This window comes from Solitalea koreensis (assembly GCF_900182575.1).
Classification (GTDB): domain Bacteria; phylum Bacteroidota; class Bacteroidia; order Sphingobacteriales; family Sphingobacteriaceae; genus Solitalea; species Solitalea koreensis.
Genome location: NZ_FXSZ01000003.1, coordinates 241,609 through 260,495, shown reverse-complemented (window position 1 = coordinate 260,495; position 18,887 = coordinate 241,609). Strand labels below are relative to the sequence as shown.

General features: G+C 39.0%; 20 protein-coding genes. 14 read left to right on the top strand and 6 right to left on the bottom strand.

The genetic code is table 11. The features are described 5' to 3' along the window. Positions 1-69: 69 nt before the first annotated feature. The 3 genes from aspA to FN756_RS06585 form a co-directional block, all read right to left on the bottom strand. On the bottom strand, positions 70-1,482 hold the full coding sequence (aspA, locus tag FN756_RS06595; RefSeq protein WP_142602577.1) for an aspartate ammonia-lyase: 1,413 nt from the start codon (positions 1,480-1,482) through the stop codon (positions 70-72). A 154-nt stretch (positions 1,483-1,636) separates the two neighbouring features. Further along, a complete protein-coding gene (locus tag FN756_RS06590; protein ID WP_142602575.1) occupies positions 1,637-2,098 on the bottom strand; it encodes an aminoacyl-tRNA deacylase in 462 nt (153 codons plus the stop codon). A 115-nt stretch (positions 2,099-2,213) separates the two neighbouring features. Beyond that, on the bottom strand, positions 2,214-2,672 hold the full coding sequence (locus FN756_RS06585) for a YbhB/YbcL family Raf kinase inhibitor-like protein (protein ID WP_142602574.1): 459 nt from the start codon (positions 2,670-2,672) through the stop codon (positions 2,214-2,216). 171 nt (positions 2,673-2,843) lie between these two features. On the opposite strand from FN756_RS06585, the gene FN756_RS06580 reads away from it, so the two are divergent. From FN756_RS06580 to FN756_RS06545, 8 genes are all read left to right on the top strand, one after another. Further along, positions 2,844-3,563: a hypothetical protein gene (locus FN756_RS06580; RefSeq protein WP_142602572.1), complete on the top strand. Its 720-nt coding sequence runs from the start codon at positions 2,844-2,846 to the stop codon at positions 3,561-3,563. Between the two features lie 134 nt (positions 3,564-3,697). Beyond that, positions 3,698-3,940, top strand: coding sequence for a hypothetical protein (locus tag FN756_RS06575; RefSeq protein WP_142602570.1), 243 nt, complete (start codon positions 3,698-3,700; stop codon positions 3,938-3,940). A 470-nt stretch (positions 3,941-4,410) separates the two neighbouring features. Then, positions 4,411-5,019, top strand: a complete 609-nt coding sequence (locus FN756_RS06570; RefSeq protein WP_142602569.1) for an outer membrane beta-barrel protein — start codon at positions 4,411-4,413, stop codon at positions 5,017-5,019. Between the two features lie 22 nt (positions 5,020-5,041). Then, positions 5,042-5,548: a hypothetical protein gene (locus FN756_RS06565; RefSeq protein WP_142602567.1), complete on the top strand. Its 507-nt coding sequence runs from the start codon at positions 5,042-5,044 to the stop codon at positions 5,546-5,548. Between the two features lie 32 nt (positions 5,549-5,580). Next, a complete protein-coding gene (locus FN756_RS06560; protein ID WP_142602565.1) occupies positions 5,581-6,891 on the top strand; it encodes a BamA/TamA family outer membrane protein in 1,311 nt (436 codons plus the stop codon). A gap of 96 nt (positions 6,892-6,987) precedes the next feature. Continuing rightward, positions 6,988-7,557 carry a DUF4136 domain-containing protein gene (locus FN756_RS06555; protein WP_142602564.1) on the top strand — a complete coding sequence of 190 codons (570 nt, stop codon included), beginning with the start codon at positions 6,988-6,990 and terminating at the stop codon, positions 7,555-7,557. 248 nt (positions 7,558-7,805) lie between these two features. Further along, the gene (locus FN756_RS06550; protein ID WP_142602562.1) at positions 7,806-8,750 is read left to right on the top strand and encodes a hypothetical protein; all 945 of its coding nucleotides are present in this window, start codon (positions 7,806-7,808) and stop codon (positions 8,748-8,750) included. A 91-nt stretch (positions 8,751-8,841) separates the two neighbouring features. Further along, the gene (locus FN756_RS06545) at positions 8,842-10,038 is read left to right on the top strand and encodes a formylglycine-generating enzyme family protein (protein ID WP_246085440.1); all 1,197 of its coding nucleotides are present in this window, start codon (positions 8,842-8,844) and stop codon (positions 10,036-10,038) included. Positions 10,039-10,163: 125 nt separating this feature from the next. Here the strand turns inward: FN756_RS06545 and FN756_RS06540 are convergent, their stop codons facing one another. Then, positions 10,164-11,657: a Do family serine endopeptidase gene (locus FN756_RS06540; RefSeq protein WP_142602560.1), complete on the bottom strand. Its 1,494-nt coding sequence runs from the start codon at positions 11,655-11,657 to the stop codon at positions 10,164-10,166. Between the two features lie 158 nt (positions 11,658-11,815). On the opposite strand from FN756_RS06540, the gene dapF reads away from it, so the two are divergent. Continuing rightward, entirely contained in the window at positions 11,816-12,595 is a 780-nt protein-coding gene (gene dapF, locus FN756_RS06535) for a diaminopimelate epimerase (RefSeq protein WP_142602558.1), read from the top strand. Positions 12,596-12,681: 86 nt separating this feature from the next. Here dapF and FN756_RS06530 read toward each other — a convergent pair whose 3' ends face one another. Next, the gene (locus tag FN756_RS06530; RefSeq protein ID WP_142602556.1) at positions 12,682-12,891 is read right to left on the bottom strand and encodes a DUF3820 family protein; all 210 of its coding nucleotides are present in this window, start codon (positions 12,889-12,891) and stop codon (positions 12,682-12,684) included. Then, entirely contained in the window at positions 12,869-14,068 is a 1,200-nt protein-coding gene (locus FN756_RS06525; RefSeq protein WP_142602554.1) for an MFS transporter, read from the bottom strand. Before FN756_RS06525 ends, FN756_RS06530 begins: the two co-directional genes overlap by 23 nt. Before the next feature lie 214 nt (positions 14,069-14,282). Between FN756_RS06525 and FN756_RS06520 the strand changes: the two genes are divergently transcribed. The 5 genes from FN756_RS06520 to kdpA all read left to right on the top strand — a co-directional run bounded on the left by FN756_RS06520 (position 14,283) and on the right by kdpA (position 18,865). Continuing rightward, a complete protein-coding gene (locus FN756_RS06520; RefSeq protein ID WP_142602552.1) occupies positions 14,283-14,618 on the top strand; it encodes a heavy metal-binding domain-containing protein in 336 nt (111 codons plus the stop codon). 148 nt (positions 14,619-14,766) lie between these two features. Further along, positions 14,767-16,107, top strand: a complete 1,341-nt coding sequence (locus FN756_RS06515) for a sigma-54-dependent transcriptional regulator (protein WP_142602550.1) — start codon at positions 14,767-14,769, stop codon at positions 16,105-16,107. A gap of 74 nt (positions 16,108-16,181) precedes the next feature. Further along, positions 16,182-16,706 (top strand): hypothetical protein, encoded by a 525-nt coding sequence (locus FN756_RS06510; protein ID WP_142602548.1) that lies wholly within the window; start codon positions 16,182-16,184, stop codon positions 16,704-16,706. A gap of 331 nt (positions 16,707-17,037) precedes the next feature. Further along, complete coding sequence (gene kdpF / locus FN756_RS06505; protein ID WP_142602860.1) at positions 17,038-17,115, top strand: K(+)-transporting ATPase subunit F; 78 nt, start codon at positions 17,038-17,040, stop codon at positions 17,113-17,115. Positions 17,116-17,149: 34 nt separating this feature from the next. Further along, positions 17,150-18,865 carry a potassium-transporting ATPase subunit KdpA gene (gene kdpA, locus FN756_RS06500; RefSeq protein WP_142602546.1) on the top strand — a complete coding sequence of 572 codons (1,716 nt, stop codon included), beginning with the start codon at positions 17,150-17,152 and terminating at the stop codon, positions 18,863-18,865. Positions 18,866-18,887 lie beyond the last annotated feature (22 nt).

The following is an 18,887-nucleotide window of genomic DNA, read 5'->3' as shown; positions in this document are numbered from 1 at the left end:
AAGCCTGCTGATCCAGTCTAAAAAGCTGACAGCAGAATTTTCAATATAATTAGCTTAGGCTTAAAAAACTTATTCATTAATAAATTTAGGATGGATCATATTTTCAATACTGTAAATTTCATCCCATTTCTGCTGAGTAATCAGTTTACGTTCTTTCACAACAATATCATGTACCGATTTACCCGAGTTCAGCGCTTCTTTGGCAACTGATGCTGATTCTTCATAACCCAGAATTGGATTAAGTGCCGTTACAATGCCAATGCTATTCATTACCAGATTTTTGCAAACATCAACATTAGCTGTAATTCCGTTGATGCATTTGGAAACAAGTGTCTGAATGGCATTAGTCATGTATTCAAGCGCAGAAAACAAACTAAAAGCGATTACAGGCTCCATTACGTTCAACTGAAGTTGGCCAGCTTCGGCAGCCATGGTTATGGTTACATCGGCCCCAATTACATAATAGGCTGTTTGATTTACCATTTCAGGAATAACAGGATTCACTTTACCTGGCATAATGGATGAACCCGGTTGCATTTTAGGCAAGTTGATTTCATTTAAACCTGCACGCGGACCAGAAGACAACAACCGCAAATCATTGCAAATTTTTGAAATTTTAATCACACTCCGTTTTAATGTTCCTGATATTTGCACATAGGCTCCTGTATCAGAAGTAGCTTCAATCAAATCTTCTGCTAATGTGATTGGAATGCCTGAAATCTCAGCAAGGTATTTTGTGCATAGCTCAGGATATCCTTCAGGCGCATTAATTCTGGTACCAATAGCAGTTGCTCCCATATTACACTCGCAAACCAATTTCTGAGATTCGCGCATCCGCTGAATATCTTCACCAATGGTTGTTGCCCATCCATGAAATTCATCGCCCAAGGTCATAGGCACTGCATCCTGCAGTTGAGTACGCCCCATTTTTAGCACTTCTTTAAATTCGTCGCTCTTTTTTGAAAAGGAAATTTGCAATGCCTCCAGTGCTTTAACATAAATATCAATTTTCTTATAAAGAGCAATGCGGAAAGCCGATGGATAAGCATCATTGGTAGATTGCGAGCAATTTACATGGTTATTGGGGTGCAGGTATTGATACTCCCCTTTTTTATGCCCCATATACTCCAATCCAATATTGGCAATCACCTCATTGGCGTTCATATTGCATGATGTTCCGGCCCCTCCTTGGATCAGGTCAGAAACAAACTGATCAGTATACTCCCCTGCAATTAATTTATCACAAGCAAAAACAATGGCTTTGGCAACTTTAGCATCCAATACTCCGGCATCACGATTGGCCAGTGCTGCCGCTTTTTTTACATATCCAAATGCCTGAATAAACAACGGCTCTTTGGAAATCGGAATTCCGGTAATATTAAAATTCTCAAGTGCCCTAAGGGTTTGTACTCCATAATAAAACTCATTTGAGATTTCCTTTTCTCCAAGAAAATCGTGTTCCACTCTTACTGACGAAGACATATTAGTTAGTTTAAATATTAATCAACCTAATTACCTAAAAGAAGTATAGGGCATTAACAGATTTTTCCAATGACGCCTTAATTCATACAACGTCTTTTTGGCGTAAATAAATGTTAAAGCAATCAGTAGCTGGTTAGGTACACCAGCTACTTCATTACCTGCAAAATTTTGACACGGTAGGATGTACTAATTGTTCAAAAGCTTTATAAGGCATCTGAACCAATTCTCGATGCGAGCCTCCATTAAATGCAATCGGTTCATTGGCGCTTAAGCTTTCCTCTACATAGACGTTCATTCCGTACAAATTACCAAATGGAGGCATTGCTCCAACTTCGCAATCAGGAAACAAATTTCTAAATTCCCCTTCACTCACTATTGAAACATTCTCGGCTCCCGTAACTTCCTTTAATTGAGCCAAATTAATGTTGTTATTGGCAGGCAAAACCGCCATCGCCATTTTATCGTCAGTTTTCACCATTACGGTTTTTGCCATCTCTTTCCCTGGAATATGAGCTGCTGCAGCTGTTCTTTGAGCAGTTGAAGTTGAAAGATGATTAATCACTGAATAATTAACATGCTGACTATCCAGGAAGTCCTGTAATTTTTTGTTAAGCATAATAATCCTCCTTTTTGATTCTAATAAACAATGTACTCAGCTCCTTTTTATTATTGAAAATTACAAATTAATCAATTCATAATCAACAGAATACCCCAATACACAATTCAAACATTCAATGTATTCTGGCATACTTCCCTATCAATTCACCATAAGCAATAATATGATTATCAATAGCTACAAGCAATTCATGTTTTCTGGAATCTGCTTTTAATTTTATCATCTGATCCAAGGCATAGACCTTAAAAAAATAACGATGCGTACCTGATGGAGGACACGGGCCTCCATACTGATGTTGTTCGAAACTATTGATCCCTTCAATACCGGGAGTCGAGTTTTCTTTAATTTCCGATGTTGGTTCAATATTCCATACTAACCAATGGTCCCAGGTTCCCATTGGCGCATCGGGATCATCTACAACCAACACCAAACTCTGAGCTTGTTCAGGGATGTCATGAATTTGCAGAGAGGGATTTATATTACTGCCATCACAAGTGTATTGCACCGGAATAACTTCATTTGAATCAAACGCCGTACTCGAAACCGCGAGCCTTGCTTTACCATAGTCGGCCATCGATTTTAAATTTAAAAAAGTTGCTTTCTAAAATTAGCAAACAACAGGCTGGTTAACAATATTATTTTTTTAAATATTTGTTATTATTCATTCCTAATTTTTGTTTAACTTTCTATCTTTCAATCAATTACCTACATTTTCACCTAATCTATTTAACCTATTAATCTTCAGATGAAAAAGTTTTTTTTATTCCTGTTCTTTGTTCCCGTATTAGGAATGAGTCAGACAAAGACTGTGGTTAATGCAACCCGGGTTTTCCCCAAAGCAGACAAGGTAGCCGAATTTGAAAAGGCAGTCGCCATTCACGCTCAGAAGTATCACACGGGTGACTGGCGATGGAGAATCTACAGCATTGAAACAGGGCCGGATGCCGGTGGATATAATATTGTGGAAGGGCCAAGCAGTTGGGAAGCCATTGACGGCCGTGGTAATATTAGTGCCGAACATAACAACGACTGGAACAAAAACATTGCCCCATTACTTACCGACCGTGGCACTTCAGGTTTTGGAGAATATAAGGCTGAATTAAGTACTGCCGGCCTTACTGATTATACTGATAAAGTTTCATTATTGCATCTCTATCCTAAACCCGGCAAGTACGCTCAACTTGTGGAGATGATAAAAAACATGAAAAAGGTTTGGGAGGCAAGCAATGAAAGTGTTGCTGTATATGAATCCGCCTCTTCAGGCGAACCTTCGTTTACTATTGTATACCGTATGAAAAATGGTTTAAAAGAAATGGCCGAAGGATATCGAAAACCGCTTCCGGAAAGATACAATGCATTATACGGAGCAGGTTCTTTTGATTCATTTACTCAAAAGTTTGCAGACGTAGTTGAAAAACGCTGGGAAGAATTAATTTTCTACCACTCCGAATTGAGTTCAAAATAGTATAGAAAAGGCACTTTAACCAGTGCCGTTTTTTTATGTAATGAGCTGTGTGACCAACTAATCCAGCATTTTTTATACGAAACTACACTTTTGTTATCCAGATTTTTCTTACTAACTTTTGAAAAAAGAAAAAAATGACACATCGCAAGAACAAACACAGACCACAACATCAGATTAATCACTCGCATGCTAAACCCCAGCCACAAAGTCATAATGCGGCAGTAGCATTAGCTGTTTTTATAGGCATGTTAGGTTTGGCGGTTGCTTTCTTTTCAAACGGACCAAATCTATTGTGGATGGCTGTAGGTGTTACTGCCGGAGCCCTTTTGGGTTTTATACTTGGGAATAGTATTGACAAAGCTGCTGCAAGAAAATAATTTCTTAATGGGAATACCATTTATATACCCATTTGATCCATTGCAGGTGTTGTACTTTTTTGTATTGATGATTATTTCCGTTTACGACAAACGTTGGTAAGTGGAGAAAAGAAGATGGCAACAATTTATCAAAAAACGATCAATCATCAACGCTAATCAATTCGCTATTTGCATTAGCGGCCTTCCTATGTATAACCTTCGAAAATATATTTAAAGCATAGGCTTTTGTAATTATTCTTATCTCTATCTGACAACCCTATCCATTACAACAAATCTCCATATCCGTCCTCTTTACTAGTCGCTTCATCTATTTGATTATCAATATTTTATCATTAACTTTCTATTGTTTCTTCTGACTGTGAATAACGTGTAAATTTTTCCCTTGAAAATCCTTACATACTTATCAGCCTTGTTAGAAGATGATAATGAATGAACAATGTGAATGTTGTTTTACTTAATACAAATTCAAAATGAAAAAACTTTTTACGCTTTTAGCGATGTTCTTGTTAGTACAGGCACAAGCACAAACCATCAACTTCACTCCGTTTGCAGGTTATGTTTTCGATGATCATGTGGATTACAGCAACGGATATGGAACGGTTAAAGGAGGATTTATCTATGGAGGCACTTTGGAATATGTAATTCAAGATGTTAGCAGCGTAGGCTTGCTATACCAGCATCAGGATTCGCAGTTCGACGGATTTACAGGCCTCGCCATACTACCGACCAACTTTGATCTGGGAGGAAACTATATGTTATTACAAGGCACACGTTATTTCCCAGTGGCAAACGACAAAGTAAAACCTTATGCAGGCCTTGGTGCCGGTGTTGCCTGGTTCAACAATAAAGCTACAGAGGAGTCACTCACCAAATTTGGGTGGGACTTTCATCTGGGCGCCAAATTTTCCCCTTCAGATAGATTCGGTATAAAAATTCAGGCCCAACTCATGTCAGCCGTTCAAGCGGCCGGCGGGAGCTTTTATGTCGGAACCGGTGGTGTCGGAACCGGCGTTTCTGGTTATTCAACCATCTATCAATTTGGCCTCACAGGAGGAATAGCAATTGCACTAGGTCATTAATAAACTATAAAAAATCAAGGCTATGAAAAAGATATTATTAGGACTGCTAAACCTTCTTTTCGCAACCGGACTTTTTGCACAAAGCAATAAAGAGGACATAGAACTGATGCAAGCCGTTTTCGGAAAAGATAAAAAAGAATTAGTAAAACAGTACATGGAGTTGAACAAAGCGGATAGCGCCAAATTCTGGGTCCTGTATGATCAATATGAAAATGGCCGTAAAGCCTTGGGCACAGAACGTATTCACTTACTGCAAGAATATGCCCGCGATTACGATAAACTTAATGATCAGAAAGCAACTGCTTTGACAGAAAAGAATTTTGCTATCAACAGTAAAGTCAACCAGCTTCAGCAAACCTATTTCAAGAAGTTTACAGCTACGATAGGCGGTTTAAAAGCTGCAAAATTTTTCCAATTGGAAAACTATATTGAAAACGCCATTCGATTAAGCATTCAAAATGAAATTCCATTTATTGGAGAATTAGAGATGCACAAAAAACCGGCGGTTCCTCAGCCTGAAAAAAATTAATCATTAAGAAATTACAATTTAATACTTTTCATATGAGCAATTTTTACCGCAAGATTATAGAACAAAGAGCTGTATTTCTGATCATTCATCTATTTATACTTTTACAGCATTTACCATTTAGCTCCGCAGCTCAAGATACTTCTGCCGTTAAAAATTGTCCTCAACAAGACCTCACCGACCTAATTAGTAAATGGCGCAATAAACCACCCAAGGTAAAACCAGATACCGGCAAAAACGCCTTCTTGTTGCTATTCCCGGTTATTGGATCAAACCCAGCAACAGGCTTTCAGATTGGCGCGGCCGGCCAATATGCTTTTAAGGGCAAGAATACCAATAGCTTATACTCAACGGTTGTGGGCAACCTCACTTATACAACTAAAAATCAATTATTGCTGCAGATAAAAAACAATGTATATGCTAAAAACAACAAGGTATTTTTAAGTGGCGACTGGCGTTTGTTCATTTTTTCACAATCAACATATGGACTGGGCACTAATGCTCCTGAAGGAGGTGTACTTGACTTTCAGTTTGGACTTAACGGATCGGAAGTTAATACCGACTCTTTGGTACAACCTATGAAATATAACCAGATTCGTTTCTATCAAACGGCTTCATTTAAACTTAAAAATGCACTATTTGCAGGCATTGGCTATCATCTGGATTGGTACGACAAAATAGAGGATCAAAAACTTGACACTGCCAACCACATTTATACCAGTCATTACGTATACAGCACATTTTATGGATTTGACCCTAAATCGTACTTGGTTTCCGGCTTAAGTGTTAACCTATTGGTCGATACGCGTGACAATCTGCTTAATCCTTACAAAGGGTATTTTGCCAGTATTAATTACTGGATCAATCCCAAATTTCTTGGCAACGAAAAAACTTCGAATCTCTTAAGCGTTGAGTGGAGAAGCTATCATAGTTTATCAAAAACAAATCCCCGACATCTCATCTCTTTTTGGTTATTAGGAAATTTTAGCCCTCCAGGAGAATTCCCTTATCTTAATTTACCTGCTTTAGGCTATGACCAACGCGGCCGAAGTGGCAGAGGGTATTCTCAAGGCCGATTCAGAGGAACAAACATGATTTATGCTGAAACGGAGTATCGTTTCCCAATATCACGTTGCAGCGGCATTTTGGGAGGCATTTTATTTGCAAACATGACCACAGCCGATACTCCTGACAAATCAGTTAAATTGTTTGATTATGTCCAACCAGGATATGGTTTAGGATTAAGAGTAATGATTGATAAACGATCACGAACCAACCTGCAAGTTGATATGGGTTTTGGCAACGAATCAGGAGCATTATATCTAGGTGCGGGTGAAACGTTTTAAAACTTCCGTTGATTGGGGGCAGGGTTTATTCACTTTTCAATTACAAACAAATTTGTTAAATTAACACAAAATTCTAACAATCAAATATTTACAGCCATGAAATATACAGATTTACGCTCTCTATTTTGGCCTATACTATTTATAACAATTATAGTTACCGCCTGCAGCACTCCAATGAAAGTGAATTCTGACTTTGATAAATCTATCGATTTTTCAAAGTATAAGACTTATGCCTTTTACCAGCTGACCGATACAAGTAGGGCCATTAGTGAGTTAAACAGAAAACGTATTCTAGAAGCCATTAAAAGCGAGATGAACAAAAAAGGATTTACAGAATCAAGCAATCCCGATTTAATGGTGAATGCACTTGCCATTCTTAAAGACATGAAATCTGTTACAGCCAATACTAATTATATGGGCTATGGAGGCTATTATCGCCCATATGGCGGCGGCATGGGCATGTCTACTACTACTTATGATGTAAATAATTATAAAGATGGTTCTCTGATTATTGACATCGTCGACATACAGAAGAAACAACTCATTTGGCAGGGAGTAGGCAACAAGGAAATCGATGGCCCAATACAAGATCCTGACAAAACCATTCCTGAAGCCATTTCAAAAATAATGGCTAGTTTTCCTCCGGGCATGGCAACCAAAAAATAAGACTATACCTCCTTATTAAAAAGCACCGAAAGTTTCATTTTGGTGCTTTTACTTTTATAATTCCGATTTGACTAGCAGTAAAAATGTACAATATTATCATGAAAGCTTACTTTTTTGAAAAAAGAATGATTATATTTAACTAGCTGATAAACAGCCAATTTGAGCGGAAAACACTCTCCTTTCAACAATAAAATCAAGCACTTCCTCTCCTTATCCCGTTCATACTTTTTTTAAAAAAAATCGCTCCCATGAAAAAACAACTACAATTACTCTTGTATTCATCGACACTTTTGATGCTGATGCTAAATTATGCCAATGGGCAAAATACGGATTCAAACCCTGGCATGTCTGATGTTAAAAAAAACGATTCCTTGCCTGAGCAAACCAAGCAACAAATCCGCCGACAGAAAATTGAAGCAAAACCATGGTATGTCAGCAGATATTCGATCATTGCCGGTGGTTTCTTTCCGGTAAACAATACCAAGGTTAAAGTAAGCAATAACACAGGAACGGAGGGGGACGAAATCGACTTTGAAGATGACTTAGGTCTTAACAGGCATACTAGTACTTTTTCGTTTGGAGGTGATGTTCATTTGGGCAAAAGACATCGCTTGGAGTTGTTATACTATCGCTTTTATCGATCGGCCACACATACAATAGATCGAGACATTCACTTTAAGGATACTGTTTTCGCCGTAAACACGAGCGTAAGCAGTTTCTTTCACAATGATATTTATAGATTTTCTTATGGTTATGCTTTTATTTCTAATTCAAAAGCAGAAGCAGGCTTGTCATTTGGTGCGCATATTATGAGAACCAACGTAGGACTGGAAGGAATCGGCAATAACCAAAACGTTACAGCCTCTACAGATTATGGTTTTACGGCGCCGCTTCCTGATTTTGGAATTTGGGGCGGTTATGCTTTTAATCCCAAATGGGCGGTTATCGGGGAGTTTGATTACTTCACTTTGAAAATTAACGATGTCAAAGGAAGAATATTAGGGGCAAACGTAGCCGTTAAGTATAAAGCGCTCGATCGGCTTGCTATCACCGCTGGCTATACCGGATTTAACTTTCGGGTTGATGTAACCAGAGAAAAGTTTAATGGTTTTTTCAAATGGGGATATAACGGCCCTGGTCTTTCCGTTAACTATTTAATCGGGGTAAAAGGAAAAGGCCCGAATGTAAACTGAATATCATATTCCAATTAAAAACAAATAAATCGCTTCCAATTCGGCTTTAGAATTTTATCTGGCTAAATTTGCCTGAATTAAAACGTGGATCTTGAATAATTTATTAATAAAAATCAAGAGTACGGCAACTTTTCTTGCCGTACTCTTGCTTACAGGTTTTTTCTCATCTTGTAACCAGGCAAAAAGTTCAAAGGCCGCTAAAACCAAGTTATTTGCAAATAATCGGATTAATGGGATCGTTTCATGCACATCCAATGGCTTATATCCTACAGATAGTGCCATGTATATGGAGGGGGGCGGAAAAGACTATAAACCTACTGTTGTAAACAAAATCCCTGTAAGCAAAGCGCCTGAAGGAATGGTTTTGATTCCGGGAGGAGAATTTAGCATGGGGGGTATTAATCCCGTTGGAATGGGCGATGGAGGTAATCAAACCATGCATGACGCTCGTCCTATTCACAGAGTGTATGTAAATAGTTTTTATATGGATGCAACAGAGGTAACCAATATTGAATTCTCTGCATTTGTTAAAGCTACCGGTTACATAACCATAGCAGAAAAAGCTCCAACCAAAGAAGAGTTTCCTACAGCACCTCCAGAAAATTTAGTGGCAGGATCGGTAGTATTTACCCCTCCTGCTCATGATGTTTCATTAAATGATTACTATCAATGGTGGCAATACGTTAAAGGCGCTGACTGGAAACACCCACTAGGCCCACAAAGCGATCTAAAAGGAAAAGAAAATTATCCAGTTGTTCATATCGCATGGGAAGACGCAGCGGCCTATGCCAAATGGGCCGGAAAACGACTGCCCACTGAAGCTGAATGGGAATTCGCGGCCCGAGGCGGCGAAGCAGGCAAACTTTATCCTTGGGGCAATCAACTTAAACCAAAGGGGAAATGGATGGCCAATATTTATCAAGGAAAATTCCCGTTAAATGATGCAGGGAAAGACGGATATGCAGGTATTGCTCCCATAAAACAATTTCCTGCCAACAGCTATGGCTTGTATGATGTTGCAGGCAATGTTTGGGAATGGTGCAGCGATTGGTACCGCCCTGATTATTATGAACAATGTGCAAGTGCTGCGGTGTCAAAAAACCCTCAGGGACCCAAAGACTCTTTTGATCCCGACGAGCCAACTGAAAAGAAAAAAGTGCAACGAGGAGGATCGTTTTTATGTACCGATCAATATTGCACCCGATATATGGTGGGAACAAGAGGCAAAGGTGAACTTAAATCCGCATCAAATCACGTTGGTTTTCGTTGTGTGAAGGATGTTAAATAAACTACTTATAATTATCTCGTTTTAAATCGCTTTCAAGACATATTTTTAGAACAAGACACCCAAATAAAGAAGGACCTCTGATGATTATATCGGAGATCCTTCTTATTGATTAATGATTTAACTAATTATTGCTTTGCGGGAAAAGAATAACTATAACGAGATGATGGCTCTTCCGGATAAACACCTTCAATAGTTATCATTCCATTGCGGCTATTTGCAATAGCATACTTCAGATCACTTTCAGAGGTAACGGACTTACCGTTTACTTTAATAATCACAAATCCTTTTTCAACTCCTTGTTGTGCAAGCAACCCATTTTTAAGAGATGTGATTTGCATGCCACCATTAATTTTAAGCTGTTTGCTCTGTTTTTCATTAAGAGGGCTAAATGTAGCTCCCAAAGCATTCAATGCTTCAACGTTTTCCTTCTTAACTAAAGATGTTTTATTCTCTGAGCTTCTTAACACTACCTTCACATTGCGTTCATTATCACCCCGAAGAACAGTAAGATTGATGGCATCACCAGGACGATGGCGGCCAATTTTTTCTTGCAAATCAGATCCTGTGGTAATAGTAGCGCCTTCTATTTTAGTAATCAAATCACCGGTTTTTATGCCTGCGGATTCAGCTGCTCCGCCTGGGAGAACATTCGCAACATACACGCCATTAACCGTTTTCAAGCCTTTTTCTTTTGCGAACTCAGAACTATTTTCATTAAATTCTACACCAAGATATCCACGTTGAACAGTTCCGTAGCCAAGTAAATCATCAACTACCTTTTTAGCTAAATTCACAGGAATTGCAAAACCGTAACCTTCATAGGCCCCTGTTTGCGATGCGATAGCGGCATTAATCCCTATCAACTCGCCTCTTGTGTTAACTAAAGCTCCCCCACTGTTTCCAGGGTTAATTGCCGCATCTGTTTGGATAAATGCTTCAATCGGGCGCGACGATTCGGGATCATCAGGATTACCAAGAATACCAATATTACGTGCTTTAGCACTGATGATACCTGCTGTTACCGTAGAAGTTAGATTAAATGGATTACCTACTGCCAATACCCATTCGCCAACTCTTACATTATCAGAGTTACCATAAGGAACAAATGGAAGTCCTTTTTCATCAATCTTAACCAAGGCAAGGTCGGTGTTAGGATCTGTTCCTATAACTTTTCCTTTAAATGATCGCTTGTCGTTTAAAACCACTTCAATTTGATCGGCTCCTTCTACCACGTGGTTATTTGTGATGATATAACCATCGGCAGTTACAATTACTCCTGACCCGGATGCTTGCTGAGGCTGACGTTGTCTGCGTTGACCACGACCGCCAAAAAAATCATCAAACATATCGTCAAAGGGGCTAGCGCCACTTCGGGCCGAATTTGCGCTATATGTTGTTTTAATGTGTACTACCGCAGGCGTAACCTTTGCGGCTGCAACGGTAAAATCAACATCTCCGGCCGAACCAACAGAAACCTGGCCTTCCTTTAGACTTGCAAATTGTACTTTTTGTTTTTCTTCAATCGAAATGTCTTGCTTGGTTTCAAAAGCTTTATATGCACCAACGGCAATAACACCGCCCAAGCACGCTGTTAACAAAGTTAAGGCTGTTTTTTTCATCTTTTCAATATTAATTCAATATCAACTTATTTCAAAAATAATACACTTTCTACATCAAAAACAATTCTAGTTTTATCTTAGTTTTGTAAAGTTTTATTTCAAGTACGTATCTACGAAACGATTCGTATTCGAATTTAGTATATAAAAATGAATTTTTGATGAAGCTATCATTTTATAAATATCAAGGGGCAGGAAACGATTTTGTTTTGATCGATAACAGAACATTAGGTTTAGCAATTGACGAGAAATTGTTTGAACGACTTTGCGACCGCAGATTTGGAATCGGGGGCGACGGCTTAATGTTATTGCAAAATCATCCTGACTTTGATTTTGAAATGATTTATGCCAATTCTGATGGGCGCCTAAGCTCCATGTGCGGAAATGGAGGCCGGTGCATCACAGCATTTGCAAACAAACTGGGCGTATTTAATGAGGAAACCAATTTTATTGCCGTGGATGGACCTCATTACGCTAAAGTAACAAACAAAGGTATTAGTTTACAGATGATCGATGTGAACGAAATTGAAGCCGGCGATAATTTCTTTGTGCTTAATACAGGCTCCCCTCATTATGTGACCGAGGTAAGCAACTTAAAAGATCTAAATGTTTTTGAAACAGGCAGATCGATCAGATACAACGATCGTTTCAAGGCCAACGGTATTAATGTAAACTTTGTTGAAGATTTTGGAGAGTACCTGGCTGTACGCACCTATGAACGTGGTGTAGAAGATGAAACTCTAGCCTGCGGTACCGGCGTTACAGCTGTAGCATTGGCGATAATGTCTAAAAAAGGAATAACCGGGACTCATACTACAAAAATTAAAGCGATGGGCGGCGATCTATCCGTAACAGCAACAACAACCGACGGAAAATCATTTACCAATATATTTCTAGAAGGTCCTGCTGATTTTGTTTTTGAAGGAGAGATTGAGGTTTAGTAATCACAGTCTGAGCAGCATGTACACAGACGATTTTGTTTTTAGTGTAAAGACAAAAAATCTATGTGCATGCCATGGCACTATATCTACTTTTTCAACGGCTCCAGCAAATATTCCAAACCATTGAGCTTAATTTCGTATAACGTGTGCAGCAACATGCCAAGCTTTCCGGTTGGAAAACCTTTGCTATGATACCAAACTAAATAAGGCTCTGGCAAATTACAGAGTATAACGCCTTTATATTTACCATAAGGCATGCGCATGGTGACTAGTTCATTTAATATTTCGGGATTCAAAGCGAGATGGGTTAATTTTATTTTTGTAAATAAACTGAAGGTAAATAAAACCTATAAGCGTGATTCCTGCGCAGGCATAGAACGTTACCGGAACCATTGAAATTTGGTCGACAAATAGCCAACCGGCTAACAAGGCTCCCGTTCCAATACCTATTTCCAAGGCTATATACATCGTTGCCATTGCTTTTCCTCTATGCTCTTCATGACTTAAGTCCACTGTCCAAGCAGTAACCGCTGGCGACAGCATACCGGTTGCAACACCATATAACGCCGAGGCTGCCATTAATGAAAAGGCTGAATTGGCCATGCCGATAAACACCAATGAAAATATCAGCAATACGATCGATATCTTTAAAATGCTAACCCTGCCATAACGATCGGAAGCCTTGCCTGCAACGAAGCGAATCAATAACGAAGCTACGGTAAACACCATAAAAAACAAGCCTTTGTTTTCTACTCCCAAATGTTTGCTCCAATCAGAAACGATAGTAAGCAACGCACCATAGCTCACATAACTTAACAAGGTAACAACAGCCGCCGGCAAAGCCCGCCATTCTATAATTTCATTTCTACCCATCTTTAAATGGGCAAACTTAAAGGACTGTTTATTGTGCAAGCTTTCTTTCATATTCATCAGTATGGCAATTGACAACAATGCAAAAACGGATGAACAATAAAATAAGATATTAATAGAAAACCGGGCCGTTATTGCACTTCCAATGGCCGGACCAATCGCCATTCCGGTGCTAAAACAAATGCCGTGAATGCCCATTGCTTCTCCCCAACGATTAATCGGAACCAGATCGGCAACGTAGGCGGCAGTGGCCGTTGGCTTAAATCCTGTAGAAAAGCCATGAATCAACCTTAAGAAGAGAAAGCCGGCCACCGTAGTAAGTACCGGATATAGAAATCCGCAGACAAAACAAACAAGCGAACCTACAGCCATAACCGGAACCCGACCAATGGTATCTGTCAATTTTCCACTAAAAGGTCTGGAAATGCCTGCCGTTAAGGTAAACAAAGCGATAATAAGCCCCTTATACTCAGCACCTCCTAAACTACTTAAATACGATGGCAGCTCCGGAATGAGCATATTGAAACTGGCGGAGAACAAAAATGAACTCAGGCAAACCAATGCAAATTGTAAGGTATAAATGGACTTCTCGTTGCTGGACATAGCTTGCAAACCACGAAATTGGTAAGCGAACAAAAGTAGGCAGAATTTTGATGCCGTAAGTCCACTTTCCAATTAATATTATATATGCAAAAAAAACAGCAGAAATGGTGCATTTTTTGAGGTTTTACTAGAGAGGATTTTATTACTTAACTGTTCTTAGTAGTAACTCTATGAAAATAACGATTTTATCGAACCATTATTAAATCTATAAGTCATGAAAAAACTCTTATTGATCTGTACGTTATGTGCGTTTACTCTAGGAGTATATGCACAAGAAGTACCTACTACCCCTACAAGCCCAAAGGCCAGCACCACGAAACATGCAAATAAACATGCTAGTCATGCTACTACAGCAGAACAATACCGTTGCCCTAAATGCGATTACTCTGCCTCAGAACGGGGCGATTGTCCTACAGACAACGTAGCACTAATTAAAGTAGGAACTTATTATTGTAAAGAGCATAATAATGAAGTGAGTACCCAACCAGGAAAATGCTCTATATGTGGCAAGAAATTAACTAAAATGACTGCTGCAAAAACGAAGGCATAAGTTGTTAAAGAATTATAATAGTTCTGCTTTAAGGTTGAACATGTGAAGTCCACTGGAGCATTCAGTGGACTTTTTTCGTCTTTACCAAAAGGCTAAAGTATTCAATCAAAAAAACTTCGTTCATTTGCTTTAAATTTATTATTAAAACATGTCAAAAGGCAACATCCTTATTATTGATGACGAAGATAAACTGAGAGGATTACTTGCTCGTATTCTTTCGTTGGAAGGTTATTCCCTATTTGAAGCCGCAACTGGCAAAGAGGGTCTAAAAAAACTCGAACTAGAAGACATACAAGTGGTGCTTAGTGATGTGAAACTACCCGATGCAAACGGCGTTGAACTAACTCAAAGTATCAGATCAAAATATCCGGAGCTGGAAATCATTGTATTAACCGCATTCGGAACTATTGCTGATGGCGTTAAAGCTATAAAAAACGGGGCATTCGATTATATAACCAAAGGCGACGATAATGACAAAATTATTCCACTGGTGGCCAAAGCCATGGAAAAAGCCCAAATGCAACAACGTTTGCATCATTTAGAAAAAAGAGTTGGCGAAAAATATTCGTTTGATAAAATAATTGGCCAATCCAAGCAAATACAGGATGCTATTACGCTGGCCCGAAAAGTTTCCAATACAGACACAACCGTTTTGCTCTTAGGAGAAACCGGAACAGGCAAAGAAGTTTTTGCGGAAGCTATTCATCAAGAAAGCAGCCGACAAAAGAAAAACTTTGTCGCCGTAAATTGCAGTGCATTCTCTAAAGAATTACTGGAAAGCGAGTTGTTTGGCCACAAAGCGGGTGCTTTTACAGGTGCAACGAAAGACACAAAAGGCTTATTTGAAGAAGCAAATGAAGGGACTATTTTTTTGGATGAAATTGGCGAAATGAACATTGACCTTCAAGCCAAACTCTTACGTGTACTTGAAACAGGTGAACTTTTGAAAGTCGGAGAAAGCAAAACCTCAAAAGTGAATGTTCGAGTAATTGCAGCCACCAATCGCGATTTAAAAACCGAAAGTGAAAACGGCCATTTTCGATTAGACCTTTTCTACCGACTCAGTGTTTTTCAAATTAACCTTCCGGCTTTGCGAGATCGCAAAAAAGATATTCTTGAATTGGCTAATTTCTTTCTGAAACAGTTTGGCGCTAAAACCAACAAACGCATAATTGCTATGAGCCCTGAATTTTTGACCCATCTACAAAACTATAACTGGAGAGGCAATATTCGAGAGCTTAAAAATATTATGGAGCGTGCTGTTATTCTTTGTGATTCGAACTCATTAACAGTAGAAGATCTTCCTTTTGAACTACAACAAGATGCGATCAGCGGTTCAATCACAAGCTCCTTCGATCTGTCAACAGTCGAAAAACAACACATTAAAAAAGTATTAGCACATACCGGAGGCAACAAAACCGAAGCCGCACGCTTGCTCAACATCGGACTCACAACGCTTTATAGAAAAATTGAAGAGTATAAAATCTGACTGATCACTTACTTTTTCATTTCTAATAATTGGCATAGAACTAGAACTTTATCAATTTCTCAAAACAATGGGAAATGAAAAAGATAACGAAACTCACAATTGGCCTCTGGTCTTTGTTCTTGGTAATCCTGCTTATGGGCCTTGCCGGAACCCAATTTATTTACAAGCTAGGCAAAAATTCAAAGGCGATTTTAAAGGATAATTATGCATCCATTGAATGGGCTAAAGAAATGATGCAGCAACTTGACAATATGAACAATGCTGAAGTTAGCAAAGCACGGGCGGCAGCGGTTCAATTCGATAGTAAACTTAAATTGGAAGAAAGTAATATTACCGAAATTGGCGAAAAAGAGACTGTTAAACAGCTGCGTGCCAATTTTGAGTATTATCAGCAAAACCCATCTTCTCAACTTTTATCGACCTCAATACGAACAAATCTGTATAAGATCAGCGAGTTAAACATGCAAGCTTTAGAACGCAAAAATGGATTGGCTCAAAAAACCGCCGACAATGCTATTTTATACATCTCACTGCTCTTGGCGGTTTGTGTATTGATCTGCTTCAGTTTGATCTTCAATATTCCTTCTTTTTTAGAGTAAACTCTGCAAGCACTACGCCCTGCATAAAGAAGTAACTTCACTCCATTCTGGAAAAACCCTTCCATTTTGAAAGGGTTTTTCTTTTTAATCAAAACAAGATTTCCAAAACAAAATAGATTAACAATCTAATTATAAGCCGTTTTTATTTCACCTCACCTCTCTTGAATTTCCTAGGCATTATGTTTGGCATCTTCCGTCAAACATTAATTACATGTTTCTAATTAATTTTTAAAAAAATGATGACGATGCTATTACTCCTCGCCGGGATTTTATGCTTCTGGCTATTTTTCAAGTCTGTCGACTATTTCGAAAACATTTAAAACGTAAATAAATGACTGCACTATTCATTCTTTCCATTCTGGTATTTACATACCTGGTTTATGTACTATTAAAACCCGAAAAGTTTTAAAGCGATTAATTCGAGACCCAACTTTTAACTAACAATGAACACAGAAATTATCGGCATAATCATTACTTACGTAGTTACGGTGTTACTTGCCATTCCATTGGCTATGTATATAGCGAAAGTTTTTAAAGGAGAAAATACCTGGTCAGACTTTATGCGTCCGATAGAACGGATCTTCTTCAAACTGTCAGGCATTAATCCCAAAGAGGACATGAACTGGAAACAGTTCTTAAAGGCGCTGCTTACTGTCAATCTGGTTTGGTTTGTCATCGGTTTTGGATTGTTGTTTTTTCAAGCTTATTTACCATTAAACCCCGACAGTAATCCCAACCAATCTCCAGATCTTGCTTTTAATACCATTATAAGCTTTGTAGTTAACTGCGACTTACAACATTATTCAGGTGAAACAGGCTTAACCTATTTCACGCAACTGTTTGTAATTACCTTCTTAATGTTTACAAGTGCTGCCACCGGTATGGCAGCATTAATAGCCTTGTTTAACGGATTAAAAACCAAAACCACTAACAGCCTTGGCAACTTCTGGGATATCTTCGTTAAAGCCAACACCCGTATTTTACTTCCTACTGCAACGATTGTTGCTACTATTTTGATATTCAACGGCACTCCCGCCAGCTATTCCGGTAAAGATTCAATCGTTACCCTGCAAGGTGATGGCGTACAAGTATCGCGCGGACCAGCTGCCGGCATGATTGCTATTAAGATGTTGGGCACTAACGGCGGTGGCTGGTTTGGAGCAAACACTGCACATCCGTTTGAAAACCCTAATTACCTCACCAATGCAGCGGAAAGCATTTCCATTTTATTGATTCCTATTGCCTTGGTTTTTGCCTTAGGTTATTATCTAAATCGTAAGAAGTTTGCTTACGTCATTTTTGGCATCATGACCTTGTTTTTCCTGACTTTCGTGAGCATAAATGTACATTATGAAACCGCAGGCAATCCTGCTATTGCTAAAATGGGCATTTCAGAACCTACCGGCAGCATGGAGGGCAAAGAAGTAAGAATTGGGCCAGCGGCATCAGCCTATTGGAGCATTGCTACCACCTCAACTTCTAATGGTTCTGTAAACGCGATGCATGATAGCTTAACACCTATTTCAGGAGGAGTGGCTATGTTAGATATGATGATTAATGCCTTATATGGTGGGGTTGGCGTTGGGTTCTTGAACTTTTTCATCTTTATCATCATTGCTGTGTTTATTTCCGGGCTGATGGTAGGCCGAACACCGGAGTTCATGGGGCATAAAGTGGAGGCCCGGGAAGTTAAAATTGCAGCTTTAATTGCCTTATTAAGTCCGCTGCTTATTCTTGCCGGCACAGCCTTGGCCTCTTATCTATTTATGCAGTATCCAAATGCAGATTGGGCAGTAAAGCCTGGTAGCTGGCTCAACAACCCGGGGCATCATGGATTTTCAGAGATATTATATGAATACACTTCGTCAAACGCTAACAATGGTTCAGGCTTTGAAGGTTTAGGAGATAATAACATTTGGTGGAACGTTAGCACCGGTTTCGTATTGATTTTAGGCAGATTCTTGCCAATTATCGGCCCAATTGCTATTGTGGGACTCCTTGCTAATAAAAAATATATTCCTGAATCATCCGGCACCCTAAAAACCGATTCATTAACCTTTGGTGCAATGATTTTGGCGATAATTGTCATTGTAACCGCCTTATCCTATTTCCCTGCGTTGGCATTAGGTCCGATTGCTGAGTACTTCAGCATTTATTAATTAGAAGAAATAGAAAAGATTT